This is a genomic window from Halalkalibacter sp. HAAS-P013 (assembly GCF_056619925.1).
Genome location: NZ_JBWQTU010000006.1, coordinates 115,206 through 140,801, shown reverse-complemented (window position 1 = coordinate 140,801; position 25,596 = coordinate 115,206). Strand labels below are relative to the sequence as shown.

Annotated in this window: 24 protein-coding genes and 1 pseudogene; 23 read left to right on the top strand and 2 right to left on the bottom strand. The window is 41.7% G+C overall.

The genetic code is table 11. The features are described 5' to 3' along the window. Positions 1-82: 82 nt before the first annotated feature. The 22 genes from atpF to AC1FXP_RS10840 all read left to right on the top strand — a co-directional run bounded on the left by atpF (position 83) and on the right by AC1FXP_RS10840 (position 22,197). Positions 83-574 carry a F0F1 ATP synthase subunit B gene (atpF, locus tag AC1FXP_RS10945; RefSeq protein WP_480061251.1) on the top strand — a complete coding sequence of 164 codons (492 nt, stop codon included), beginning with the start codon at positions 83-85 and terminating at the stop codon, positions 572-574. Then, a complete protein-coding gene (locus AC1FXP_RS10940) occupies positions 571-1,116 on the top strand; it encodes a F0F1 ATP synthase subunit delta (RefSeq protein WP_480061249.1) in 546 nt (181 codons plus the stop codon). The genes atpF and AC1FXP_RS10940 overlap by 4 nt, the downstream gene beginning before the upstream one ends. A gap of 18 nt (positions 1,117-1,134) precedes the next feature. Next, the gene (atpA, locus tag AC1FXP_RS10935; protein WP_480061247.1) at positions 1,135-2,643 is read left to right on the top strand and encodes a F0F1 ATP synthase subunit alpha; all 1,509 of its coding nucleotides are present in this window, start codon (positions 1,135-1,137) and stop codon (positions 2,641-2,643) included. A gap of 77 nt (positions 2,644-2,720) precedes the next feature. After that, a complete protein-coding gene (gene atpG, locus AC1FXP_RS10930; RefSeq protein ID WP_480061245.1) occupies positions 2,721-3,578 on the top strand; it encodes an ATP synthase F1 subunit gamma in 858 nt (285 codons plus the stop codon). 166 nt (positions 3,579-3,744) lie between these two features. Further along, entirely contained in the window at positions 3,745-5,154 is a 1,410-nt protein-coding gene (gene atpD, locus AC1FXP_RS10925; RefSeq protein WP_480061243.1) for a F0F1 ATP synthase subunit beta, read from the top strand. A gap of 81 nt (positions 5,155-5,235) precedes the next feature. Next, positions 5,236-5,637, top strand: coding sequence for a F0F1 ATP synthase subunit epsilon (locus AC1FXP_RS10920; protein WP_480061241.1), 402 nt, complete (start codon positions 5,236-5,238; stop codon positions 5,635-5,637). Between the two features lie 542 nt (positions 5,638-6,179). Continuing rightward, on the top strand, positions 6,180-6,416 hold the full coding sequence (locus tag AC1FXP_RS10915; protein ID WP_480061239.1) for a DUF1146 family protein: 237 nt from the start codon (positions 6,180-6,182) through the stop codon (positions 6,414-6,416). An 840-nt stretch (positions 6,417-7,256) separates the two neighbouring features. After that, complete coding sequence (gene murA, locus AC1FXP_RS10910; protein WP_480061237.1) at positions 7,257-8,576, top strand: UDP-N-acetylglucosamine 1-carboxyvinyltransferase; 1,320 nt, start codon at positions 7,257-7,259, stop codon at positions 8,574-8,576. A gap of 307 nt (positions 8,577-8,883) precedes the next feature. Further along, complete coding sequence (spoIID, locus tag AC1FXP_RS10905) at positions 8,884-9,909, top strand: stage II sporulation protein D (RefSeq protein ID WP_480061235.1); 1,026 nt, start codon at positions 8,884-8,886, stop codon at positions 9,907-9,909. 747 nt (positions 9,910-10,656) lie between these two features. Further along, positions 10,657-11,514: a stage II sporulation protein SpoIIQ gene (spoIIQ, locus tag AC1FXP_RS10900; RefSeq protein ID WP_480061233.1), complete on the top strand. Its 858-nt coding sequence runs from the start codon at positions 10,657-10,659 to the stop codon at positions 11,512-11,514. Positions 11,515-11,715: 201 nt separating this feature from the next. Continuing rightward, positions 11,716-11,892, top strand: a complete 177-nt coding sequence (locus AC1FXP_RS10895; protein WP_250096833.1) for a hypothetical protein — start codon at positions 11,716-11,718, stop codon at positions 11,890-11,892. Between the two features lie 380 nt (positions 11,893-12,272). Next, entirely contained in the window at positions 12,273-12,575 is a 303-nt protein-coding gene (locus tag AC1FXP_RS10890; protein ID WP_480061231.1) for a DUF4212 domain-containing protein, read from the top strand. A 42-nt stretch (positions 12,576-12,617) separates the two neighbouring features. Beyond that, positions 12,618-14,279, top strand: a complete 1,662-nt coding sequence (locus AC1FXP_RS10885) for a sodium:solute symporter family protein (RefSeq protein WP_480061229.1) — start codon at positions 12,618-12,620, stop codon at positions 14,277-14,279. Beyond that, on the top strand, positions 14,260-16,164 hold the full coding sequence (locus AC1FXP_RS10880) for a DUF294 nucleotidyltransferase-like domain-containing protein (RefSeq protein WP_480061227.1): 1,905 nt from the start codon (positions 14,260-14,262) through the stop codon (positions 16,162-16,164). The genes AC1FXP_RS10885 and AC1FXP_RS10880 overlap by 20 nt, the downstream gene beginning before the upstream one ends. Before the next feature lie 39 nt (positions 16,165-16,203). After that, positions 16,204-16,887 carry a 3'-5' exonuclease gene (locus tag AC1FXP_RS10875; protein WP_480061225.1) on the top strand — a complete coding sequence of 228 codons (684 nt, stop codon included), beginning with the start codon at positions 16,204-16,206 and terminating at the stop codon, positions 16,885-16,887. 95 nt (positions 16,888-16,982) lie between these two features. After that, positions 16,983-17,267 carry a sporulation transcriptional regulator SpoIIID gene (gene spoIIID / locus AC1FXP_RS10870; protein WP_034632000.1) on the top strand — a complete coding sequence of 95 codons (285 nt, stop codon included), beginning with the start codon at positions 16,983-16,985 and terminating at the stop codon, positions 17,265-17,267. Between the two features lie 129 nt (positions 17,268-17,396). After that, complete coding sequence (gene mreB, locus AC1FXP_RS10865) at positions 17,397-18,401, top strand: rod shape-determining protein MreB (protein WP_480061223.1); 1,005 nt, start codon at positions 17,397-17,399, stop codon at positions 18,399-18,401. Positions 18,402-18,440: 39 nt separating this feature from the next. Further along, positions 18,441-19,259: a flagellar hook-basal body protein gene (locus tag AC1FXP_RS10860; RefSeq protein WP_480061221.1), complete on the top strand. Its 819-nt coding sequence runs from the start codon at positions 18,441-18,443 to the stop codon at positions 19,257-19,259. Between the two features lie 82 nt (positions 19,260-19,341). After that, entirely contained in the window at positions 19,342-20,181 is an 840-nt protein-coding gene (locus tag AC1FXP_RS10855) for a flagellar hook-basal body protein (RefSeq protein ID WP_480061220.1), read from the top strand. Positions 20,182-20,237: 56 nt separating this feature from the next. Then, entirely contained in the window at positions 20,238-20,879 is a 642-nt protein-coding gene (locus tag AC1FXP_RS10850) for a DNA-directed RNA polymerase subunit beta (protein ID WP_480061218.1), read from the top strand. Positions 20,880-20,996: 117 nt separating this feature from the next. Continuing rightward, positions 20,997-21,419: a 3-hydroxyacyl-ACP dehydratase FabZ gene (gene fabZ, locus AC1FXP_RS10845; RefSeq protein WP_480061216.1), complete on the top strand. Its 423-nt coding sequence runs from the start codon at positions 20,997-20,999 to the stop codon at positions 21,417-21,419. Positions 21,420-21,927: 508 nt separating this feature from the next. Beyond that, positions 21,928-22,197, top strand: coding sequence for a DNA primase (locus tag AC1FXP_RS10840; protein WP_480061214.1), 270 nt, complete (start codon positions 21,928-21,930; stop codon positions 22,195-22,197). A gap of 515 nt (positions 22,198-22,712) precedes the next feature. Here AC1FXP_RS10840 and AC1FXP_RS10835 read toward each other — a convergent pair. Together AC1FXP_RS10835 and AC1FXP_RS10830 are read right to left on the bottom strand one after the other, a co-directional pair. Beyond that, positions 22,713-24,248, bottom strand: coding sequence for a gluconokinase (locus AC1FXP_RS10835; RefSeq protein WP_480061212.1), 1,536 nt, complete (start codon positions 24,246-24,248; stop codon positions 22,713-22,715). A gap of 24 nt (positions 24,249-24,272) precedes the next feature. Then, entirely contained in the window at positions 24,273-25,130 is an 858-nt protein-coding gene (locus tag AC1FXP_RS10830) for a MurR/RpiR family transcriptional regulator (RefSeq protein WP_480061210.1), read from the bottom strand. A 233-nt stretch (positions 25,131-25,363) separates the two neighbouring features. Between AC1FXP_RS10830 and AC1FXP_RS10825 the strand changes: the two are divergent. Then, positions 25,364-25,504 (top strand): annotated as a pseudogene (locus tag AC1FXP_RS10825) (hypothetical protein); the annotation flags it as partial. Positions 25,505-25,596 lie beyond the last annotated feature (92 nt).

The following is a 25,596-nucleotide window of genomic DNA, read 5'->3' as shown; positions in this document are numbered from 1 at the left end:
TGTAAAAAAATTTATACGATTACAGCCAATTAAATTTATAAATATGAAAGAATCTTCACATCCAAGAAAGGAGTGAATCGAAATGGGTTTTGTAATTCCATGGGGATCAATACTTTATCAATTAGCAGCATTCTTAGTATTACTTTTCTTCCTTAATAAGTTTGCTCTTAAGCCGTTACTTGGCGTAATGGAGAAGCGTGAGCAAATGGTTAATGAAAACATCGACTCAGCTGAAAAAAGCCGTAAAGATGCAGAGGGATATATTGAACAACAACGCAAAGAGTTAGAAAAAGCAAAGCTTGAAGCTCAAGAAATCATTCAACAAGCGAAAAAACTAAGCGAGCAACAAGGTCAAGATATTTTAGAACAAGCACGTGAGAATGCTGAACGCCTGAAAGATTCGGCTTTAGCCGAGATCCATCGTGAGAAAGAACAAGCTGTATCAGCTCTTCGTGAACAAGTGGCTGGTCTTTCCGTTTTAATTGCGAAAAAAGTAATTGAAAAAGAGTTAGATGAAAAGGCCCAAGAGAAACTTGTTGAAGAGTATCTTAAAGAGGTAGGCGATAAGCTATGAGCAACCAAGCAGTAGCGAATCGTTATGCATCAGCGCTATTTCAGCTTGCTAAAGAAAAGCATGACCTTAAAAAAGTAAATGAAGAGTTACAAGTTGTGAAAAATGTTGTTGAATCAACACCTGAACTTGTACAATTTTTAACTCATCCGAAAGTGACCGTTACACAGAAGCAAGCTTTCATTAAAGATAGCTTTAAAGGCTTAAGTGACGTTAGCTTAAATGTACTTCTTATGTTAATTGACCGTAAACGAACAGATGTTCTTGTTCCAATGGTGAATAAATATAAAGAGTTAGCCTACTCGGCTCAAGATATGGCTGAAGCAATCGTGTATTCGACTAAGCCATTAACTGAGAAAGAGCAAGATCATATCGCAAAAGTATTTGCAAAAAAAGCAAAGAAATCAAAGCTTGAAATAAAAAACATCGTTGATTCAGATTTAATCGGCGGAATTAAGATCCGTATCGGGGATCGCATATATGACGGCACTGTAAAAGCGCAGCTTGATAAGCTTGAGCGTAATATCGTAGCCGGAACACGCTAGAAGATAGGGGTGAAAGCAATGAGCATTAAAGCAGAGGAAATTAGTTCTCTTATTAAACAGCAGATTGAACAGTTTCAGTCTGATGTTCAAGTACAGGATGTAGGTACAGTTATCCGTGTTGGTGACGGTATCGCGCTTGCTCATGGCCTTGAAAACGTTATGGCTGGTGAGCTTCTTGAGTTCTCAAACGGGGTAATGGGAATGGCTCAGAACCTTGAGGAGAATAACATCGGTATTATTATCTTGGGTCCTTACTCAGATATCCGCGAAGGTGACGAAGTAAAACGTACTGGTCGTATCATGGAAGTACCAGTAGGTGATGAGTTACTTGGTCGTGTTGTAAATGCTCTTGGACAACCTATCGATGGATTAGGTCCAATTGCTTCTTCAAAAACTCGTCCAGTTGAAAACAAAGCACCTGGTGTTATGGCTCGTAAATCGGTTCATGAGCCACTTCAAACTGGTATTAAATCAATCGATACAATGGTTCCAATTGGCCGTGGTCAACGTGAGTTAATTATCGGAGACCGTCAAACAGGGAAAACAGCGATTGCGATTGATACAATCCTAAACCAAAAAGACCAAGACATGATTTGTATTTATGTTGCGATTGGTCAAAAGAAAACAACCGTTGCGGGTGTAGTAGAAACACTTCGCGCACGTGGTGCTCTTGACTATACAATTGTTGTTTCTGCAAGTGCATCTGATCCAGCACCGATGCAATTCTTAGCCCCATATGCAGGGGTAACTATGGGTGAGGAGTTCATGTATAACGGCAAGCACGTGTTAATCATCTATGATGATCTTTCTAAACAAGCTGCTGCATACCGTGAGCTTTCATTATTGTTACGTCGTCCTCCAGGTCGTGAGGCATTCCCAGGGGATGTATTCTACTTACACTCTCGTTTATTAGAACGTGCAGCAAAGTTAAGCGATGATTTAGGTGGCGGTTCAATCACAGCACTTCCGTTCATCGAAACACAAGCTGGTGACGTATCAGCATATATTCCGACAAACGTAATCTCGATCACAGATGGACAAATCTTCTTACAATCAGATTTATTCTACTCTGGTGTTCGTCCAGCCGTTAACGCAGGTCTTTCTGTATCACGTGTTGGTGGTTCTGCACAAATTAAAGCAATGAAAAAAGTAGCTGGTACACTTCGTCTTGACTTAGCTGCATACCGTGAGTTAGAAGCATTCGCTCAGTTCGGATCTGATTTAGATAAAGCAACTCAAGCGAAATTAAATCGAGGACAACGTACTGTTGAGGTTCTTAAACAAGACCTTCACAAACCACAACCGGTTGAGTACCAAGTAACGATTATTTATGCTCTAACAAAAGGTTTCTTAGATGATATCCCAGTTGAAGACGTTCTTCGTTTTGAATCAGAGCTATTCACATACTTTGATCATAACAAGAAAGAAATTCTTGATCACATTCGCACAACTGGTGGTCTTCCGAATGAAGATGAGTTCAAAGCTGCGATCAGTGAGTTCAAAAAAGGATTTGTTCCTAGTAACTAATTAGTATTTGTTCAACTGACTATTTTGAACATCAAAGGTAGATCGGATTAGTTTTTGCGAAAAGGTGGTGAAAAGAAATGGCTTCAATGCGAGATATAAAAGGACGAATTACTTCGACAAAGAAGACAAAGCAAATTACAAAAGCGATGCAAATGGTATCAGCAGCTAAGTTGAACCGGGCTCAAGCAAATGCACAAGCATTCCAACCATACACGGAAAAAATTCGTGAGGTGGTCGCAAGTATTGCTTCTTCATCAACTGAAGTTTCTCACCCGATGCTAGAAGAGCGTCCGGTTAAGAAAACTGGCTATGTTGTCATCACATCTGACCGTGGGTTAGCAGGTGGTTACAACGCAAGTTTAGTTCGTTCCCTTCTCAAAACGATTAGTGAGCGTCACAAATCACCTGATGAGTACGGAATTATTGTCATCGGTCGAATCGGACGTGACTTATTCAAAAAACGTAATCTTCCAATCATTCAAGAAATCACGGGACTAGCGGATCAGCCAGATTTTAACGATATTAAAAACTTGGCTAAAACAACAGTTGAGATGTTTTCTGATGGGGTGTTTGATGAGCTATACGTGTGGTACAACCACTTCGTAAGTGCACTTACACAGGAAGTAACGGAGTCAAAGCTCTTGCCGCTTACAAACATTGCGGAAGGTGTGACGACGACAGCGTATGAGTATGAGCCGTCTGAGCAAGCCATTTTAGAACGTTTATTGCCACAATATGCAGAAAGCCTTATTTTCGGTGCATTGCTTGATGCAAAAGCAAGTGAATTTGGTGCGCGTATGACGGCAATGAGCGCTGCAACAGACAATGCAACTGCTCTCATTGATGATTTAACATTAGTATACAACCGAGCACGTCAAGCAGCGATTACGCAAGAAATTACGGAAATCGTCGGCGGGGCTGCAGCTCTCGAATAGAACAAAAGAGATCTCCCATATATAGGGAGTCTCTCATAAGCAAGTGAATAGGAGGGTTCCCTTTTTCCGCTAAAGGTCAAGTAGAACGCTCCGACATATTGAGGAAGAAGGAGTTTACGAACTACCTTCAACCTTCAAGTAGTAAGTGAATAGGAGGGACTAAAAAATGAATAAAGGTCGCATTACTCAGGTAATGGGTCCAGTTGTTGACGTAAAATTCGACAGTGGAAACCTTCCTGAAATCAACAATGCATTAACTGTTTCGCAAAAGAGCGATAACAATGCTGTTGATGTAAACGTTACTCTTGAAGTTGCCTTGCACCTTGGCGATAATTCAGTTCGTACAGTTGCAATGGATTCAACGGATGGTCTAGTACGTGGAACAGAAGCAGTAGATACAGGCGCGCCAATTTCTGTACCTGTTGGTGAAGCTACACTTGGACGTGTATTCAACGTGCTTGGAGAAGCAATCGATCTAAAAGATCAAGTTCCAGCAGACGTGAAGCGTGATCCAATTCACCGTGAAGCTCCTAAATTTGAAGAGCTTTCAACTACGACGGAAATCCTTGAAACAGGGATCAAAGTTGTTGACCTTCTTGCACCATACGTTAAGGGTGGTAAGATCGGTCTATTTGGAGGTGCCGGTGTAGGTAAGACGGTACTTATCCAAGAATTAATCAACAACATCGCTCAAGAGCACGGTGGTATCTCGGTATTTGCTGGTGTAGGTGAGCGTACTCGTGAAGGAAATGACCTTTTCCACGAGATGACTGACTCTGGTGTTATTAAGAAAACGGCAATGGTATTTGGTCAAATGAACGAGCCACCTGGTGCACGTATGCGTGTTGCTCTTTCTGGCTTGACAATGGCTGAGCATTTCCGTGATCGCGATGGACAAGACGTACTTCTTTTCATCGATAACATCTTCCGTTTTACGCAAGCAGGTTCAGAGGTTTCTGCCTTACTAGGCCGTATGCCATCTGCGGTTGGTTACCAACCAACACTTGCAACAGAAATGGGTCAATTACAAGAGCGTATCACATCAACAAAAGTTGGTTCAGTAACATCGATCCAAGCGATCTATGTACCAGCCGATGACTATACAGATCCAGCTCCAGCGACGACGTTTGCTCACTTAGATGCAACGACAAACCTTGAGCGTAAACTTTCTGAGATGGGTATCTACCCGGCGGTTGACCCACTTGCGTCAACATCACGTGCCCTTTCTCCTGAAATTGTTGGAGAAGAGCACTACGGTATTGCACGTGAAGTACAATCTACACTTCAAAAGTATAAAGAATTACAAGATATTATTGCGATCCTTGGTATGGATGAGCTTTCTGAAGAAGATAAGTTGATTGTTGGGCGTGCACGTCGTATCCAATTCTTCTTATCTCAGAACTTCCACGTTGCTGAACAATTCACTGGCCAGCCAGGATCTTACGTACCAGTGAAAGAAACGATCAAAGGCTTTAAAGAAATTCTTTCAGGTAAGTACGACGATCTTCCTGAAGATGCATTCCGTCTAGTTGGTCGTATTGAAGAAGTAGTTGAAAAAGCAAAAGAAATGGCGTAAATAGCGCTATAAGGTAGGGCGGGGCAAACTCGCTTTATCAAATATTAAAACCCGGTTTTGCTACTTTAGGAGGGTTTTCAAATGCCGACAATTCAAGTAAGTGTTGTTACTCCTGATGGCAAAGTGTATGACGGTGCTGTTGATATGGTCGTTGTTCGCACAGTAGAAGGCGAGCTCGGTATTTTACCAAATCACATCCCGTTAGTTGCTCCATTAACTGTTGGAGCAGTACGCTTAAATAAAGGCACCACTGTGGAAAAAGTAGCTGTGACTGGTGGATTTGTTGAAGTCCGTCCAGACCAGGTAACGATTTTAGCAGAGGCAGCTGAGTTGCCTTCAGATATTGATGTAGACCGTGCAAAAGAAGCTGAAAAACGTGCGAAACAACGTATTGAATCAGCTAGATCAGACGAGATTGACTTCAAACGTGCTGAATTAGCACTTAGAAGAGCAACGAACCGTCTTGATGTTGCAGGTAAATAATCTTTACAAAAATAAGACGCCTTTGGGTGTCTTATTTTTTTACCTTGAGAATACTATAGTTGTGGGACAATTGTTTTCCTTTTTATTTCCAATAAAATTGTGCTTTTTTGTTCAATGTTTATGTAATATTTGTATTGTGTCGAATTTATTAACGGAAATTGTGTGTTTTTTGTGGAAAATGGTGCAAAATGTGCGTTTTAGCTAGTACTTTTTTTGATGTTGGTTTATTGTATTTTTAGTGTGTTGTAGTGGTATAGGCTGTGTAGAGTGGCAATGGCTCCGCACGCCGTGCGCTTTTTGAGAAACCCGCTCAAAAAGCTTAAGAGAAAACGGCGGCTCCACTCATTGCTTAGTCCCAATAAAAAAAGGGAAGAACGTCCTTTTTTTATTGGGACTAAAATAGGTCCGAACAACTAGAAAAATCGTGTGGATTTTTTACAGTGAATCAGTTATGATGGAAAATGGGCTGAAATTTGTAAAGATACTGATACATTGGCAGACCAGCCATTCTTTTGATCATGAATAAGGGAGTAATGATGACGATGTTTGATGGATTGGGACAGCAAGCGGTCATACATATTGTGGTCAATGTGTTTTTCATTGGCGTTACATGGTGGGCATTACAATCTTTTCGATTTGATCTTTTTGTAAGAGAGCCAAAGGGTCCGAAGGCAAAAGTCCTCATGATAATCGTGACGATTGCCATTGCTCAATTGGTTAGTCAGTTCTTTCTTGATTACCTATACTCTTCGCAAATGCTTAAGTTTTTGTGGGAGTAAGCACTTTCAAGTTTGACTACAACTTCCATGTATGCTGACTCCTCTTTAGGAAAAAATGATAGTAATTAACGTTTTCTTGGAGAGGAGAACAACATGGGTAAGGTTTGATTGTTCTTGTAATTGGTTTGAATCTTTCTATAAAAGGGTATGAACATGTTCAGCGAGCAAAAATGGATGTTCTGTCATATCAGCAACCATTCACTGGGTTTCAAAAAAATTGAAACTTTAGAGCACATTCGATCGTGTAAAGAATTGAGCATTCCGCACGCAGTGGCGTCGAAAATATTCGTTAGATTGATGAGCTCTAGATCGAACAGCATGATGGATGGATGATATAGGTGGGACTGAATAGACATGCTCACTTTACATAAAAATCCAAGCGATTAGGTTCCGGATCAATTTCATTTTACGCTTTATCCAACACCAATGAACAACGTACCTAGGCATCTATACGGTACATGGAACGAATGGATCTGTACTTGAATCTAATATAGTATGCATTATTAATGTAGGAATTGGATTTGCGACTATATGTCCAGCTATGGAGGTTTCAAGCAGATTCTCCCAACAAAGATACGAGAGAGAGAGTGGGATCTTAGAATTTTAAGCTGAAACGGTTAGCTCACTGACTTCCTCAGTTTGTTCTCCTTTTCCGCGTATAATTCAAAATGGACACCATAATTAGAAAAAAAGTAAAAAAATATGAATGTCCAAGTTGCAAATTGAGACTTCAATGAAGGATTGGGCGCAGGGACAACGTTGACAATAGGAACGCCTATTATTACGACTGAATATTGATGATAGAGAAGAGACTATAATTTAGACGCGGAGGGGAATACGTTGGAAAAAATTATTGTCCGGGGTGGCAATCAGCTACGCGGCACTGTTAAGGTAGAAGGCGCGAAAAACGCAGTCTTACCTGTAATTGCTGCATCAATCCTAGCAGGCCGCGGCACAAGCCACATATATGATGTGCCACAATTGGCAGATGTATACACGATGAAAGAAGTTTTAAGCAATTTAAATATCGATGTTAAATATGAAGATGGGAAATTTGCTGTAAATGCAGAAAAACCATTAAAGACAGAAGCACCATTTGAATATGTACGTAAGATGAGAGCTTCTTTCCTTGTAATGGGACCTCTTCTTGCGCGTGTAGGAAAAGCAAGAATTGCTCTTCCTGGCGGTTGTGCAATTGGATCACGACCAATTGATCAACACTTAAAAGGATTCGAAGCAATGGGTGCAACAGTAGAGATCGGAAATGGATTTATTGAAGCACGCATTGACGGACGCTTGCAAGGTGCAAAAATTTATTTAGACTTCCCAAGTGTAGGTGCAACAGAAAACATCATGATGGCGGCTTCCATGGCAGAGGGAACGACGATTATTGAAAATGCTGCAGAAGAGCCTGAAATTGTTTGTGTTGCTAATTACTTGAACGCAATGGGCGCGAAAGTCCGTGGTGCCGGTACTGGTGAAATCCGTATCGAAGGTGTTGGCGAATTAGTAGGAGCAGAGCACACGGTAATCCCTGATCGTATCGAAGCTGGAACATTCATGGTAGCAGCTGCGATCACAAAAGGGGATGTATTAGTCGAAGGTGCTGTTTCTGAACATTTACGTCCACTGATTGCAAAAATGGGCGAAATGGGCGTCAAGATCATTGAAGAAGAGAATGGTTTACGCGTTGTGGGACCTGAAAAATTAAAGCCAGTTGACTTTAAAACAATGCCTCACCCAGGGTTCCCAACTGATATGCAAGCACAAATGATGGCGTTACTCTTAGCTGCAGAGGGAACAGGTGTCATCACGGAAACAGTATTCGAAAATCGTTTCATGCATGTAGAAGAATTTCGCCGCATGAATTCAAACATTAAAATTGAAGGCCGTTCAGCCATTATCACAGGACCAAACAATCTTCAAGGAGCAGAAGTATCTGCTACGGACTTACGTGCAGGTGCTGCTCTAATCATTGCAGGTCTTATCGCAGATGGTGTTACACGCGTAATGGAGTTAAAACACATCGATCGTGGATACGTAGACTTAGCTGGAAAGCTTCAAGCACTAGGTGCAGATGTAGAGAGAGTAGAAGTAGAACTAGAAGAAGAAATCGAAAATCTAGACGCTCCAGCTCCATTACAAATTAAATCCATCTAATTATGGATAGTGAGAAGATACAAATCTGCTGGTTTGTATCTTTTTTTTGTTAATTTGTCTGTTGCTATATAGGGATAATCAGCGCAACTGTCTAAATTACGGAAAAAATTCCGCCATAGTCCAAACTAATGTTGTAAAGCTATATCTCATGAAAAACCTCATCAAAAAGCAACGTTAGCCCCTTTTGGAAATACCGAACCTTCCCACAAAATCTCTTATTTTCACATATCGCAAGTGAGTTCTATTTCCTGCCAAGCTTTCATATACTTTTTTAGACAGAGACAGATTAGTAAATGGAGGATCAGACATGAAACGACTTCTCGTTGTAGCCACTATTTTATGCACAGTTGTGCTCATTATTCCAGCCGTATTAGTAGTATTTCTTTCAGATCCTGCAGAGAGTACGACGACCGTCACTCGGACAATCACGTTAGAAGAGGCAGAAGAGCAATTTTCATATGTTCCTGAGGACGATGTCGCCGTTACCGTTTTTCGAACGGCAACCGAACAATTGGAGGAAACTCCTTTAGAAAGGTATGTTATGGGAGTTGTGGCGTCTGAGATGCACGCCAACTTTGAAATGGAAGCTTTAAAGGCACAAGCGTTAACGGCACGTACTTATATGGTGAAGCATATTTTACAGCCGCGTACCGAACAGCTGCCAGAAGGGGCGATGGTGACTGATACGACAACCCATCAAGTATATAAGAATGAAGAAGAGTTAAGAGAGCTTTGGGGCGGTGATTACGAGCGTAACATGGCGCGTATTCAGGAGGCTGTACTGTCGACTCAAGGCAAAGTGTTAACGTATGAAGGGGAGCCGATTGATGCGTTGTTTTTCTCAACGAGCAACGGTTATACCGAGAATTCGGAAGACTATTGGGGAGATGCAATCCCTTATTTACGTAGTGTAGAAAGCCCATGGGATCAAGTGTCACCTCGTTTTACTTCAGAAACCAGTGTGACGGTTAGTGAGTTTCAAGAAAAGCTTAATGTTACACTTCCTGACGACGGATCAGTAGGGGCCATTTTAGAGCGAACAGAGGGTGGACGCGTGGCAAAAGTAGTCATAAATGGCCAAGAGTTTACTGGCCGTGAGGTGAGAGATAAATTAGCGCTAGACTCATCTGACTTTCAGTGGCAGCGTCAAGGAGAGCAAATTACGATTCAAACAAGAGGATGGGGCCATGGTGTTGGAATGAGCCAGTTTGGAGCCGATGGGATGGCAAAGGAAGGCAGCAACTATACCGACATCATCCATCATTACTATAAAGGGGTAGAAATCCAGCCAGTCGATCCATTTGTATCAGAAATGTTAGCAAAAGCAGAGTAAAAAGTGAGAGGAAAGACCCTTAAAGTTAAGGGTCTTTTTTTAGGATGGTTTCGTAAAGATTGGGAGGGAAAACGTTAATTCACAGGTTAAATAGCATTACATTTAACACTATAATTAGCATACAAAAAGCACAGACAGATAATGAATTTATCCTCATCTGTCTGTGCTTTTTACTCATATTTTCTTCCCTTATTGAACTACTCTCATTAATTTAACAAACGAGAGTAAAATGTCTCCTACAAAAGTTCCATATTGTAACTAGCCATAGTAAAATAAGCGGATATTTTTCGGTTAAATGCAGAATAGAGCTCGTTCCGAGGTATATAGGGGGAGTTTTTCCGATTATGCAAAGAAAAGTTACCCAATTTCGGATTTTCTGAGTCAATAGGCGGAATCTCTCCGTCTATTGAGGCTATTTTCAGTGCTAATTACCAATTAAGGGGAATTTCTCCGTTAATTTAAAAGATCGGGTTCTTATTGGGAATTTGTACGCTATTTTTAATGTTACTTTTCATTTTCTCTCCCAAAACTGAACCCATAGTATGTGAATTGCCTTTTTTATTTCAATATTACGAGGATCAGCATATAAAAACCTCTCACCAACACGCAACACTAAGCCAATCAGCAACTTTCATTAATAAAATGCATAAAAGAAACCCATTTGTCGAAAACTAATTTAAAAAAAGTTTTTATGTGATGTATACATTTCTAGCAATCTGATCAGAATGATTGCTGAGGTGATGGAAAATGAGAGAAGAAGAAAACAATCGCTCTTCTAAATCTGAAGAAAAACTAAATGTAAAAAATTTATTACGTAAGCGCTGGGTATTGCCTGCAGTATACTTAGTAGCTGCAGCTGGTGTGTTAAGTGCCGTTTTTGTTATGCAAGGTGGAGACGAGTCAGCAGCACCAGAAGATAGTGTTGAAGTAACAGATCCAAACTATACTGGAGATATGTATCCATATGGTGAAGATGCTGTAGCTGTTACGGCTTCATCTGAAGTTGTAAAAATGCCTGTTGTTGATGAAGAAGAAGTCACTGTTGTTGGGTATTTCTATGATGTGAATGGTTCACCTGAAGAACAGCAAGAAGCTCTTGTATACTACAATAATACGTATTTCCCGAATAAAGGAATGGACTTCGCTCATGTAGATGGTGAAAGCTTTGAAGTAGCTGCTGCCCTAAGTGGAACAGTAGTAAGAGCAGAGAAAGATTCATTGCTAGGTTATGTCGTTGAAATTTCTCATGAAGACGGTGTCGTGACACACTATCACAGTTTAGAAAATGTGGAAGTGGAAGAAGGCGCAACACTTGAGCAAGGTGAGATTCTTGGCCGCGCAGGACGCAACAGTTACAATGCCGATGCTGGAATCCACGTACACTTTGAAATTCGTTATGATGGCGTTGCTGTCAATCCAAATGATGTGTTCCAACAACCAATTGACTCTGTAAGAGACATTGCGGATGAACAAGAAAAAGAAGAAGAAAAGCCAGCTGAAGAAGAAGATGGCAAAGAAGATGGCACGACAGATGAAAATGAAGTCACACCTGAAGAAAACAATGACGAAGGTGAAGACGAAGAAGAACAAAGTGAAATCGGCTAAACGATGCCAAGCACAAACTGACTTGCAAATAAAAGTCAGTTTGTGTTTTTTGTCGTACGGAAATGTTTGACAAGAATCTGAAATTTTGAAATAATGTGATATAGAACAGAAGGTTGGCATGAGAATTCTATTGTAACAGGCGACTTTTTTTAAGAACAATAATGACAACGCTTACAAAAGGGCATTGGAGGGATCTAAAAAATGATGTATGTCTTTCTAGTAATTTTGCTGTTATCTATTATTTTTACATTTCGCTTGAAAAAACCATTATTGCTGTCCGTCCCCTTTATCTCCATTTTCATCTATATGATTGTCCAAATTGCAATGGTACCACTCGGCTTCTTTGAAACAGTAAGATTTATTATGGGGTTGAGATAAAATGACTAAGAAAAATAGGAGTCACCTACGTCTAATTCAGACCGACCATTCAGTATGCTCGCAGTGTAAACGTGGAGAACTAGAGGAGATGCCGAATTCTAGGTATGTCATTATGCTCAGTGTACTGCCATGGGTGTTAACGATGCTGTTAGTTTTCACCATTCACCCGATTTTCTTTCTTTTTGTACCGATTGTGACGATCATCAACATGTACATTTCAAAAAAGCAAAAACCTCTCAAACGATGCAAGTCCTGTCACAAAATCCAACGACATCTAAGAGCCATATAAAAGATAAGTTTACTCTGTAAAGGGGGGGATGAAGTAGCTTAGCCAGCTGCGCATAATAATGAGATTGATAAAAAACGAGGAGGAATGAGTTGTGAAGAAAATTGATAAAAAAGTGGCTGATGCATACTTTCGTGCTCGTACTTGGCTAGTCGTCATTTGCTTATTCATCGGTGGGCTTGTTTCATTTGGTGTTGTTGCCTTTGCTGAAATGTTTTCTACATTTACGATTATGGGAATGCCGGCCCATTATTATATGGGGGCACAAGGAGCTGTTGTTACATTCGTCATCCTGTTATTTGGAAATGCCATTATAAGTGATCAGATCGACAAAAAGTTTGGAATTGATGAGGAACATAATACGAGAGTTAGTTCTGGAAAGGTGTTAGATCACTAGGTTTTGCTCGCAAAATAAAGACCTGCAGGGGGGAAGAAATAAATGGATCAGCAAACAATTGTGTCGTTACTTCTCATTTTGGCTACATTTGGACTTTATATTGGGATATCCGTATACAACAGGGCAAAAGCAACCTCTGATTTTTACGTAGCAAGCCGCGGTGTACCGCCTTTCTGGAACGGGATGGCGATCGGTGGAGATTGGATGAGTGCAGCCTCATTCATCGGAATGGCTGGTACAGTGATGATTCTTGGATATGATGGTTTAGCCTACATAATGGGTTGGACTGGTGGGTACTTATTCCTTACTTTCTTACTGGCACCACAGCTTAGAAAATACGGACGTTACACGGTTCCTGAATTTATCGGTGACCGCTTTGATAGTAACGCCGCACGACTAATCGCTGCGATTGCAACGATTATCATCAGTTTCACATACATTATCGGTCAGCTTGCAGGTTCTGGGGTGGTAATCGGACGTATCCTCAGCATCCCTGCGATGTATGGAACGATGATCGGAGTTGTCGTTATTGCCATCTACGCAACACTAGGCGGGATGAAAGGGATCACGTGGACACAGGTAGCACAATACATGATTTTAATTATTGCCTACATTATTCCAATCATATTTATGTCTTTGCAAGTGACAAACAATCCGTTGCCATGGTTAACGTATGGAAACATCGTGACACAGCTTGGGGAGCTTGACCGTGAACTCGGGATATCGGAGTATTTTGCTCCATTTGCTGAAAGCGACAAATCACAATTTATTGCACTTATGTTTACATTAATGGTTGGTACAGCAGCGCTTCCTCACGTTATCGTTCGTTTCTACACAGTAACAACGATGAAAGCAGCACGTTGGAGCGGCGCTTGGGCACTTGTGTTTATCGCACTTCTTTACTTATCCGCTCCTGCATATGCAGCATTCTCTCGTTTCATTTTAATGACGCGTGTAGCAGGTCAGCCACTTGATCAATTACCAGCTTGGACAGAAACATGGGTAAATACAGGTTTATTGCAGCTTGCTGATACGAATGGGGATGGCATTCTTCAATGGTCTGAGATTATCATTTCAAATGATATCGTCGTTATGGCGACACCGGAAATCGCGAACCTTGGAGTGTTTGTTATCGGTTTAGTTGCAGCCGGTGCAATGGCAGCCGCCCTTTCAACAGCCGGTGGTCTATTGATTACGATCTCGTCTTCGTTTGCACATGATATTTACTACCGTTTATTAAAACCAGATGCAAGTGATAAAAAGCGTTTAGCAGCAGGACGTTGGGCAATTGTGTTAGCAACGGTTGTCGCAGGAGTTGTGGCGCTTAATCCACCAGGGGTTATTACTCAAATTGTTGCTTGGGCGTTTGGTCTTGCAGGTGGAACGTTCTTCCCAGTCTTGCTTCTTGGTGTATGGTGGAAACGTTGTAACAAACAAGGTGCGATTGCCGGGATGTTAACGGGATTAACGGTTACGCTTACGTACATTTTCTTAGCACGTTCAGGCATTACACTATTTGGTATTCAAGATACAGGTGCTGGTTTAATTGGGGTTCCAATTAACTTACTTGTTACAATCCTTGTTTCAAAAATGACAGCAGCACCATCGCAAAAACTTCAAGATGAAGTCGTTGACCTCCGTTATCCTGAACAAATGACGTATCGTGACGGAGAGGTATGGATGGATGAGGGAACAGGAAAATAAGTTCCACATGCAAATTCGCGAGCATCCAATTTTCAAAGGACTCAGTGATTCAGAGTTTGATGAATGCTTGGGTGCCTGCGCTCTCAAATCCTATAAAAAAGGCGACAAGGTGCTTTACAAGAAGGCACCAAGAGAAGGACTTCTGCTTATCCTAAAGGGGGTAGCAGAAGTTTTTGTTGCAACAGAGCTTGGGCAGCACCAACAGAAGGAGGTCCTGGAGGTGCTCGAGCAAAACGATATGATTGGTTTTTCAAGCTTAGCCGATTTTTTAGGAGGAAAAACAGAGGACCCCAAGCGCTACGAGGTAGAAGTCGGTGCTGTGGAGGAGTCGGTATGTCTTCATATTCCATACACTGTTGTCAAAATGCGCTGGGAAGACCCGGCTGTACGAGATTTTGCGTTGCAGCAAGCGACGATTCGCCTGCGTGATATTTATGGTTCATTTGCTGAGCAAGTACAGCTAGCAAGCAAATGGGGAGAGAGCGAACCTTTTATTCGTAGAGTTCAAGATATTATGAATGAACCTGTTGTTGTTGCGGATATGGACGATGATGTGCAGGACATTGCAGGAAAGATGGTGGAACATTCCACAAGTTCAGTTGTCGTATTAAATGATAGCGACCAATTGATTGGGATTGTAACGGAAAAGGATCTCGTGCAACGTGTGGTCGCGCGCGGATTAGGTGCTGGGACTGTCGCTCGTGAAATCATGACTCCACACCCTTTCATTATTGCCCGGGACGCGTACTACTACGAAGCGATGTCGAGTTTTTTGATGAATGGCATTAAGCATTTGCCGGTGATGGACCGCGGCCGTGTCATTGGGATGGTGACATTATCTGATTTACTGCGAAAGAAAAACCGCGGCACGATGCAACTTTTGCAAACCGTTGAGGAGTCAACGATTGAGAATCTACATGAGCTTACTTCTGCTTTTTATGATGTGTTAGGGAATTTGATTCAAGACGGTATCCCAACGGTCCATACGCTTGATGTGATGACAAAGCTATATGATCGCTTCGTTCGGCATGTGATTGAGCTTGCTGTCGCCGAGGTCGGTGAGCCGCCTGTCGCATTTGCCTGGTATATGATGGGAAGTGGCGGTCGAAAGGAACAATTCATGTTAACAGATCAGGATCATTTTCTTGTGTATGAAGATGGCGGTGATCCGGCAGTGGTTGAAGAGTATTTTGAAAAATTGGGTGCGGAGATCGTCCGTTTTTTAGAAGCTGCCGGCTATAAGCGGTGTAAGGGCTTGATGATGGCGAGTGAGTCACAGTGGCGCGGGACGCTTACGGTTTGGAAGGAGCGGTTGCGTAGCTGGGGGATGCGAGCAACAAATGACAATATTTTGCTTGCTCATAATTTTTTGGCGTTTCGCTATGTCTATGGAGATGAAGCACTGCACGACCAATTTGTGACGGGTGTGAAAGAACAGCTTGAGCGGTCACGTATCTTCTTATATAGAATGGCTGAACTTGAGAAAGAGAAGCCTGTGCCGACGTTTGATCATCCAATTCGTGCGCTGTTTAGGATGAAGCGGGAATCTGTTGACTTAAAAAAACAGGCGCTTTTTCCGTTTCATCATTGCCTGCAGCTGCTTTGTGCGAGAAAGGGACTCGTTGGAGGCGGAAGTCCGTTAGAACAAATGGAATGGCTCGTGAAAAAAAAGGTGCTCTCAGAGGAAACCGCTGATGAGTTGCGCTTTGCCTATGAGGTGGTGCTGCGGATTCGTGTGGAGCGTGGATGGGAAGCCTACCGAACTGGCAGAGAGAATGATAGTTTAATAGATTTCAACCACTTACGAACGAAGGACAAAGAAGAACTGCTATTATCACTTAAAACCATTCGAGCACTGCAGAACCAAGTTGTCGGGATGTATTGAGGGGGCAGACCCCTCTTCACTCTGCTAAAGCGAAAGGGGGTGCTCCACTCCGTGTTTTGGAAGAAGCCTGTTTTACCAGCGAGCCGGTTGATCACCAACACTGAAACGCCTCTTAACACGCCGATCTCTGATATCACCTTTACTGTATTCGACACGGAGACGACAGGATTTGCGGTAGGGAGGCACGATCGGCTCATTGAAATTGGAGCGGTTCATGTGAAGGGAAACCGCGTCCTAGAAGAGGAAACGTTTCATACACATGTAAATCCAGAGAGAAATATTCCACAAGAGATTACCGAGCTCACCGGTATTTCCTTGGAAACAATTCGACATTCTCCGAGCTCGCTTGAAACGATCGAAGCGTATCTACAATTTAATGAGCGAGCAAACAGCACGATTTGGGTCGGGCACTATGTAAGCTTCGACTTGCTAGTCATAAAAAAAGAATTACAACGTCATCAGTATCGAATCGATATGCCTACAACAATCGATACGCTCGATCTGATTGGCTATATAAGCCCGTCTAAGTACATGCTTGATTTAGAAGTTTACGCTAGTCAATTTGGCACAAGAATCTATAATCGTCACGAAGCTTTAGGCGATGCATTAACAACGGCGCACCTTTTTTGTGAGCTATTATATCACCTTGAAAACCGCGGCAAACGTACATTTGCCGACCTTTTAGCTATCAGTGACATGTCTAAAAGGAACATACAATTCTGAAAAGTCAAGCATGTCCTTGCAAGAATGTGGTATATCTGCGTACTCCCCCTAATAAACTGTACCAATCACCAACACAGAATTAGGAGGCGAGTCGTGTGCACGATTACATCAAAGAGCGAACTATCAAGATAGGTAGGTATGTTGTTGAGACAAAGAAAACGGTGAGAACGATAGCCAAGGAATTCGGCGTCTCAAAAAGTACCGTACACAAAGACCTCACAGAAAGATTGCCAGAAATTAACCCGGAGCTTGCAAATGAAGTGAAGGAGATTCTGGAATACCACAAGTCCATCCGTCACCTGCGCGGAGGAGAAGCTACAAAGGTGAAATATAGGAAATCAGAAGAATCAACAGAACCAATTGTCAAAGCACGAAATTAATTGCCAAATCATGTAACAATTTTTTCAAAAAAATGAACCCTGTTAGAACATTATGTGATAAAATAAAAAATTAGGTAAATCGTAATACTAAATGCGATTATGTTCGGATAACAGGGAGGAAAAAGAATCATGTTTGGTCGCGATATTGGAATTGATCTAGGTACTGCAAATGTCCTCATTTATGTAAAAGGAAGTGGAATTGTCCTAAATGAACCGTCTGTGGTTGCGGTTGAAACAACAACCAACCGAGTACTTGCAGTAGGGGAGGAAGCGTTCCGTATGGTCGGACGTACACCAGGAAATATTGTTGCCCTACGCCCAATGAAAGACGGTGTCATTGCAAACTTCGAAATGACAGAATCAATGCTCAAACATTTCTTAGGCAAGATCAACGTCAAAAGTCTTTTCTCAAAGCCTAGAATTCTGATCTGCTGCCCAACTAACATTACATCTGTTGAGCAAAAAGCAATTCGTGAAGCAGCAGAGAAAAGCGGTGGGAAAAATGTTTATTTGGAAGAAGAACCAAAAGTTGCTGCAATTGGAGCAGGGATGGAAATTTTTCAGCCAAGCGGGAACATGGTCGTAGACATAGGCGGTGGAACAACAGATGTTGCTGTTCTTTCGATGGGTGATATCGTCACCGCCTCTTCCATAAAAGTAGCTGGTGATCGTTTCGACTCAGACATTCTGGCATACATAAAGAAGAAATATAAGCTCTTAATTGGTGAGAGAACGGCTGAGAATATCAAAGTCCAAGTCGCAACAGTATTTCCGGGTGGACGACAAGAAGAGATTGACATTCGCGGACGTGATATGGTAAGTGGACTTCCAAGAACAATTACGGTACACTCAAAAGAGATTGAAGAAGCATTATTGGAATCTGTTTCATACATAGTCCAAGCTTCACGACAAGTGTTAGAACAAACCCCTCCAGAGCTTTCAGCTGATATTATTGATCGCGGCGTTATTTTAACAGGCGGAGGAGCCTTATTGCACGGCATTGACCAACTGCTAGCTGAGGAGCTTAAAGTTCCTGTCTTAGTTGCAGAAGAGCCAATGCATTGTGTTGCAAAAGGAACGGGGATTATTTTAGAAAACCTAGATCGTATGTCTAGTAAAAAAATACGTATATAAGCGGACAAGCTATTAGTATAGTAGCAGGAGGAAACGAGCATGCTTCGTGGAATGTACGGGGCTGCAGCAGGGATGATTGCCCAACAGCAGCGCCAAGAAATGTTGACAAATAACTTAGCCAATGCCAATACACCAGGTTTCAAAGCTGATCAAGCATCACTCAGGGCGTTTCCAAATATGCTAATCAAAGCAATGAATACACAAGGGATACCAGGGCCAGCTCATACAATTGGTGAGTTAACAACAGGTGTGTACTTACAAGAACGCATGCCGAACTTCCGCCAAGGCGACTTAATGGAAACAGGAAACAACACCGATATCGCTTTATTACAGGGAGTCATGCCTGAGACTGAGTCAGGTCGACCAGGCGCACTTTTTTATACGATTCAAAATGAAAATGGCGACATTCGTTATTCGCGAAATGGCAATCTTACCGTTGATGGAGCAGGCTTCCTAACGTCTCCAGCTGGCCACTATGTGCTAGATGCGTTTGGTCAGCCGATTGAAATTGGGAATGAGGAATTCCGTGTAGATGAGCAAGGATTTGTTTTTAATCAAGCCGGAGCACAGATTTCCCAACTAAATGTTGTCTATGCAGAAGATCCAATGCAACTTGTAAAAGAAGGCAATGGGCTCCTACGTTTTGAAGGCGAGGGCGACCTGCCAACAGCATTTGGAAACGGAGCAATCAGTTTTCAAATGCAACAAGGCTTTTTAGAGCGTTCAAATGTAGATGCTCAGCAGACGATGACAGAGATGATGAACGCATACCGGTCATTTGAAGCAAATCAACGAGTCCTGCAAGCGTATGATCAAAGCATGGAAAAAGCAGTGAATGAAATAGGGAAGATAGGTTAACTTTATCTCGTTGACACATAAAAGATGTGGCTCGCTTGAGCTCCTGTTTGAGCACGTATTTTTATAAAGAAGAGGGATGACGATGAACACATCGATGATTGCTGCTGTTACAATGGGGCAGATTCAAAGAAAGCTTGATACGATTTCACACAACATTGCAAACACAAATACAACAGGTTATAAGCGTCGTGAATCAACGTTTTCTGATTTGCTGCATCAGCAAGTGAACAATCAATCAAGAGCGGAATTTGAAGGTGGCCGCCTTACCCCTAATGGCATACGTGTTGGAACAGGAGCTAAAATTGCTCAAACTGCTGTTCGTACAGAAGTCGGAGCTCTTATGAAGACTGAGCGCGAACTTGATTTTGCTTTAACGGAAAAAAATCATTTCTTCCGTATTCAAACGATTGAAAATGGTGTACTAGTTGAGCGTTTAACAAGAGATGGAGCGTTTTACTTAACGGAAGACCCAGATAACGCCCAAACGTTAGCACTAGTAACAGATAATGGTGATTTTGTTTTAAACCAAGACGGGAATCGAATGAATCTACCACGAAACTTTCAATCTATTAACTTTTCTGGAGAAGGCCAATTGCTTGTTACATTAAATGACGGAACGGTGCAAAACGTTGGACAGCTTGGCTTAACAAATGTACTAAAACCGCAGCTGCTTAATGCTGTTGGAGACAATATGTATCGTTTTCCTGATCTGCAAGCATTAGGATTGGCACTTTTAGATGTACAGGAAAATGTTGCATCGAATGGACAAATGGTGAGCCAAGGTTTTCTGGAAGGATCCAATGTAGACTTGAGCAAAGAAATGACTGAGTTAATTGAAGCGCAGCGTCATTATCAATTCAACGCGCGTTCTATTTCAATGGCGGATGAAATGTCTGGATTAGTCAACGGCCTCCGCAGATAATAAAAATAGACGCAAGAAAATCAGCATGAACGGCTGAACAGATTGAGGAGAAAACGATGACTGAAAATCGATCAAATGAGAAAAGCCGAAAATTAGAATCAGAGCTAGCAGAAGAGAAGGACTTGAACACCGAAGAGACGGAGCTTGTGGAACCTTCCAAGAAAGATGATGCAGTTATACATGAAGAGGCTTTGGATGATACGCATGATGAGGTTGCATCCAACGAGACAGAGCCTTCAAATGACGACGAACAGCTGCTTGATCAAGAACTGACAAGCTCTGAGCATATGACCGAGACAGAGCTCTTAGAAGAAGTGGAAGAACTTAACAAGCTTGATGACAAAAACTCGCTTACGTTAGGGGACGAGGATCTTTCCACAGATGAACTCTTAGATGAGGAAGCTCTAAATGACAAGAACGAGCAGCTTGTTGACGCCGAGGCACTTGCTCTTCAAGCACAGGAAAAAAATCAAGAGGAAGAAGCCACAAGAGAGGCACGAAGAAAAAAGCACACTAAGAAGGAGCGTCTGCGTCTTATTCCGATTTGGCTTCGTCTACTGCTTGCAATTCTTTTGGTTGGTGGAAGCTTAATTTTAGGCGTGATCGTTGGCTATAGTGTCATCGGCGGTGGTGAAGCTGGTGAAGCAACAAGGCCGGAAACGTGGTACCATATTATTGATATGATTCGAGGACGCTAGCAGTCCTCGATTTTTTTTGCTTATAGCATGTGGAAGCATGTACCGCGGCTGTTATTCATTAGTAAGAAAGTTATGCTATAATTGAAGAAATATACATATTGAAGGGATGAACCATACATGCTTACTATTGAAGAAATCAAAGAAATTATACCGCATCGTTACCCGTTTTTATTAGTTGATCGTATTTTGGAAATTGAAGAAGGAAAAAAAGCGGTTGGAATCAAAAATGTCAGTGCGAACGAAGAATTTTTTAACGGACATTTTCCTGACTATCCGGTTATGCCAGGAGTCCTAATTGTGGAAGCGCTAGCTCAAGTGGGAGCGGTAGCCATTTTAAAGCCTGAAGCAAACCGCGGCAAGCTTGCTTTCTTCGCTGGAATTGATAACTGTCGTTTCAAAAAACAAGTGAAGCCTGGTGACCAATTACGCCTAGAGGTGGAAATTGTGCGCTTGAAAGGACCTGTCGGAAAAGGACATGCCATTGCAACGGTTGATGGCGAAATTGCATGTGAAACAGATATTATGTTTGCCGTTAAGTAAATCAAAGCAATGAGAACGAATGAAATCATACAAACGTGAGAAACTAAGCAGAGTCTATCCCAATACAGCGGATAGGCTCTGCTTTTGTGTATGTCTAGCTCGCTTTAACACTGTAAAGAAGGAAAGCGCTGAAAAAGGTACTAACAAAAGGCCACTGAAAAAGTCCCTTTTAGCAAATTCGAGGAAGTAGCAATGGCTCCGCATACTGCGCGCCTGCTATGAGAAACATGAGCCTCCTAAAGTCGGCTGCTGGTGCAAAGCAAGTTTGCACCTATGAAACCCGCTCATTGCAGGCTTTTAATAAAAGGCAGCGGCTCCGCACATTGCTACGAGGGGTCTGACCCACTTTATGAAAAAAGATGTAACAAAGTGAAAATCTTGTTAGACATTTCCAAAAAAGTACGCAATTCATAGACGAGCATGAATAATCTTGCTAAGATACACAAAGACTAACAGCAAGCCAAAGATATATCTGCTAGTCATATAAAAAATTTTGGGGGTAATTATTATGAAGAAAATTTTAATGACCACAGCGGCAGCTGCATTAACAGTAGGTTTACTTGGAGCTTGTGGAGCACCTGCAGAAGAAGAGCCAATGTTAGATGATCCAGCTGTTGAAGAACAAGTAGAAGATCCAGCAATGGATGAGCCTGTAGAAGAAGATCCTACGTTAGACGATGAAGAATTCGATACTGAAGAAGAAATCGATATCGAGTTAGATGAAGAAGAAGGCGACGAATTCGCTGACGAGGAAGAAGACGAAGAAGAAACTAACTAATTACTGATATAGGAACCTATCGCTTATGGGGAAGCCACTGGAAAAGGTGAAAACAAACCTTTTTCAGTGCCTCGATTATGTAGCAATGGCTCCACACGTTGCACGCCTGCTATGAGAAAACCACTCATAGCAGGCTTTTTAAATTATTGCAACGGCTCCGTCCATTGCTTAGAGTGCACTGAAAAAGGGAAGTCCACCTTTTTCAGTGCACTCCTTACGGGCGGTAGGTTTTTTCCTACATTAATCAGGGTCCGTTACATTGCGCTGCAGGCACTTGCTTTCCGCGGGGAGGAGCCAAGCCTCCTCGACGTTCCGTCTGCGGGGTCTTGCCTTTTCCTCTATTTCCCGCAGGAGTCAAGTGCCTTCCGCTCCATTCCACTTTCGTTCATATCGATTTAATAAAAGCAACAATCTTTACGAAAAGAGCCTTTATAAAAGAACAAAGATAAGGAATGTCTGCATACAAAAAAGATGATAAAAGTATACTTTCATCATCTTTCACGAAACCTTTATTCTTAATGAGAATTTCGTTGAATGGTAGCAAGAGCTTTAAAGTGAGTCTTCAACGAAAAGTAAAGATCACTGTATGTTTGATATAGCTCTTGATACACTTTGTGATTTTCGGCATTAGGTACAAAAGTATTACTCATAGGAATGTGCTCCTTTATTGCCGCAAGTGATGACACTTCTCCAAGGGCATAAAGGCCAAACCAAGCGGCACCCCATGCTGAGCTTTGGTGACTGACTGGCACTTGAACTTTATGACCGAAAATATCTGTTAAAATTTGCAACCAAAGTGGTGATCGGGCAAATCCTCCGCTTGCAAAAATTTGAGCTGGCTCACCAGCAAGACGCTCAAGAGCTTCACCGATACTATACATACTAAAAATGACTCCTTCTAAGCCCGCCCGAATCATATGCTGCTTGTGATGAGAGAGAGTTAATCCGATAAAGCTCCCTCGGGCATTTGCATCCCAATAAGGTGCTCGTTCTCCATTTAAAAATGGTAAGAATAATAGGCCTTCTGCTCCGGGTTTAACCCCTTTTGCTAGATTCATTAAAAGATCATATGGGCTTCTTCCGTCCGCTAGAGCCTGCTCAATTTCTTTTTCTCCGAGAACATCTTTTAACCATTGAAAGACAATTCCGCCGTTATTTGTAGGTCCACCCATGATCCATAAGTCTTTTGTGACACCATAACAAAAAATTTCCTGTAACTCATCGGTTTGCGGCTTTGAGGACATTTGCCTAATCGCACCACTCGTCCCGATCGTAATCGCGACATCTCCAGGATTGATGGCTCCAATCCCGAGATTGGCAAGGGGTCCATCACTTGAACCAATGACAAACGGAATTTCTTTCGGCAAAGAAAACTTTTCAGCAAGTTCTGCTGTTAAGCCTTGGCAAATAGCGGTAGACGGTACAGGTTCTGAGAGTTGATCGCTTGTGATGCCAGCATCAGACAGTGCTTCTTCGTCCCATTGAAACGTATGGATATTAAAGAGACCGCTCGCTGAGGCGATCGCGTAATCAACGATGTACTTACCAAACCACCGTAGCATTAAAAATTCTTTAATGGAAACAAATTTTGCCGCTTCTACGTATGGTTGATACCCTGTTTCTTTCATCCAAATTAATTTTGTTAAAGGTGACATTGGGTGAATAGGTGTTCCTGTTTTCAGATAAATATTCCTTCCATTACTCTCTTTTAATCGGTTTGCCTGGTCGACGCTGCGGCCATCTGCCCAAGTAATGGAAGGAGAGATAGCTTCATGCTGTTCATTGACACAAATAAGTGAATGCATTGCACTAGAAATCCCGACACAAACGATCTCATTTGGATGAACTCCGCTCTTTTGAACGGCACCGGCAATGGCTGAAATGGCAGCTTGTTCAATTTCTAATGGATTTTGTTCAACCCAAGAAGGGTTAGGATGGTACACTTGGTATGCGTTTTCATTCTCTGCAATAACAAGACCGTTTCTTTGAAATAAAACTGCTTTTGCACTAGTAGTCCCAATGTCTAAGCCTAATACATAATTTTTTTTCATTTAATTTTCCAATCCCTTCAATGGCTAAATGCGCTTATTTGCAATTGCCTTCCGCATTTTTTGAAGCGAGTCCTTGACGATATGCTGTCGTCTCATGCTGACATTCACAAATAAAGCATCGACAATACTCAACTGTGCTATACGAGAAGCAAGTGCTTCCGATCTATACTCTGTTTCGGCTGAGGCCGTAAATAAGGCAATATCAACTGTTTGACTTAGAGGAGATTTCGCCAGGTTTGTTATGCCAATGGTTGTAGCACCAGTACTTTTCGCTAATTCGGCAACTTCAATTATATCTTTAGAAGCACCGGAGTGTGAAAATAGGAAGACTAGATCTTTTGGTGATAACTGCGATGCTGACATAATTTGTAAGTGGTTATCGCTAGAGAAAAATGTTTTCATCCCAATCCGTAGAAATTTATGCTGTGCATCATTAGCAATCATTCCTGAACCGCCAGATCCATAAAATTCAATTTTTTCGGCATTGAGAATTGCGTCAACTGCTTGTTTAAATGAAGTCTGTTCTATGATCTGTTTTGTTTCTTCTAAGGTCCGTATATTTGATTTAAAAACCTTCTCCGCTACGACACTTTCATCATCATCTTCCCTAATTGTCTCATGGATATCTTCAATAGGTGCGACGAATTCCGACGCAAGTGCTATCTTCATAGCTTGGTAACCTTTATATCCAATTCTTTTACAAAAACGAAAGACAGTTGCTTCGGCAATATCTAAATCTTCGGCAATTTGGCTAATCGTTAAGTGAATGATTTTTTTCGGATTTTCTAAAATATAATCGGCAATCATTTGTTCTTTGCTACTAAAAGAAGTATAGGAAGAAGAGATTCTGGTAATCGTTGGATGAGCCTCAGTGAATGGCATAGTATTCTCTCCTTTGAATATAAATTCACATCTTTAGCATATACGAAAACGCTAAATAAAAAAATATTTTTCACAAAAAAACTTGTAAAAAAATATTTTTTGCATATAATCAATAACAAAAGAAAGTTTTTTTCTTTAGATAAGTAATACATAAAAATATATTTCAGAATGTAGAGGAAGCCAAACTTATCTGTAAAAAATATTTCTATAAATTGCTTTCAGGAGGGAATTGAATGAATCAGAACATCGACACACTTTCTATTAATACTATTCGAACTTTATCAATTGATAGCATTAATCGTGCAAACTCCGGACATCCTGGTCTGCCTATGGGGGCAGCGCCGATGGCTTATGCCTTATGGGCAAACCATCTAGCGGGATATGATGTCGGGAGAGGGTAATGAAGTAATGGAATGTTTCGGTTTTACATCTGAAAAGGTCGTAAAGGAAGCTAAAAGTTTGTTAA

Bases quoted from the DNA above. Each gene is read 5' to 3' on its own strand.
- atpF (WP_480061251.1), top strand. From the start codon at position 83: ATGGGTTTTGTAATTCCATGGGGATCAATACTTTATCAATTAGCAGCA.
- AC1FXP_RS10940 (WP_480061249.1), top strand. From the start codon at position 571: ATGAGCAACCAAGCAGTAGCGAATCGTTATGCATCAGCGCTATTTCAG.
- atpA (WP_480061247.1), top strand. From the start codon at position 1,135: ATGAGCATTAAAGCAGAGGAAATTAGTTCTCTTATTAAACAGCAGATT.
- atpG (WP_480061245.1), top strand. From the start codon at position 2,721: ATGGCTTCAATGCGAGATATAAAAGGACGAATTACTTCGACAAAGAAG.
- atpD (WP_480061243.1), top strand. From the start codon at position 3,745: ATGAATAAAGGTCGCATTACTCAGGTAATGGGTCCAGTTGTTGACGTA.
- AC1FXP_RS10920 (WP_480061241.1), top strand. From the start codon at position 5,236: ATGCCGACAATTCAAGTAAGTGTTGTTACTCCTGATGGCAAAGTGTAT.
- AC1FXP_RS10915 (WP_480061239.1), top strand. From the start codon at position 6,180: ATGTTTGATGGATTGGGACAGCAAGCGGTCATACATATTGTGGTCAAT.
- spoIID (WP_480061235.1), top strand. From the start codon at position 8,884: ATGAAACGACTTCTCGTTGTAGCCACTATTTTATGCACAGTTGTGCTC.
- spoIIQ (WP_480061233.1), top strand. From the start codon at position 10,657: ATGAGAGAAGAAGAAAACAATCGCTCTTCTAAATCTGAAGAAAAACTA.
- AC1FXP_RS10895 (WP_250096833.1), top strand. From the start codon at position 11,716: ATGATGTATGTCTTTCTAGTAATTTTGCTGTTATCTATTATTTTTACA.
- AC1FXP_RS10885 (WP_480061229.1), top strand. From the start codon at position 12,618: ATGGATCAGCAAACAATTGTGTCGTTACTTCTCATTTTGGCTACATTT.
- AC1FXP_RS10880 (WP_480061227.1), top strand. From the start codon at position 14,260: ATGAGGGAACAGGAAAATAAGTTCCACATGCAAATTCGCGAGCATCCA.
- mreB (WP_480061223.1), top strand. From the start codon at position 17,397: ATGTTTGGTCGCGATATTGGAATTGATCTAGGTACTGCAAATGTCCTC.
- AC1FXP_RS10860 (WP_480061221.1), top strand. From the start codon at position 18,441: ATGCTTCGTGGAATGTACGGGGCTGCAGCAGGGATGATTGCCCAACAG.
- AC1FXP_RS10855 (WP_480061220.1), top strand. From the start codon at position 19,342: ATGAACACATCGATGATTGCTGCTGTTACAATGGGGCAGATTCAAAGA.
- AC1FXP_RS10850 (WP_480061218.1), top strand. From the start codon at position 20,238: ATGACTGAAAATCGATCAAATGAGAAAAGCCGAAAATTAGAATCAGAG.
- fabZ (WP_480061216.1), top strand. From the start codon at position 20,997: ATGCTTACTATTGAAGAAATCAAAGAAATTATACCGCATCGTTACCCG.
- AC1FXP_RS10840 (WP_480061214.1), top strand. From the start codon at position 21,928: ATGAAGAAAATTTTAATGACCACAGCGGCAGCTGCATTAACAGTAGGT.
- AC1FXP_RS10835 (WP_480061212.1), bottom strand. From the start codon at position 24,248: ATGAAAAAAAATTATGTATTAGGCTTAGACATTGGGACTACTAGTGCA.
- AC1FXP_RS10830 (WP_480061210.1), bottom strand. From the start codon at position 25,130: ATGCCATTCACTGAGGCTCATCCAACGATTACCAGAATCTCTTCTTCC.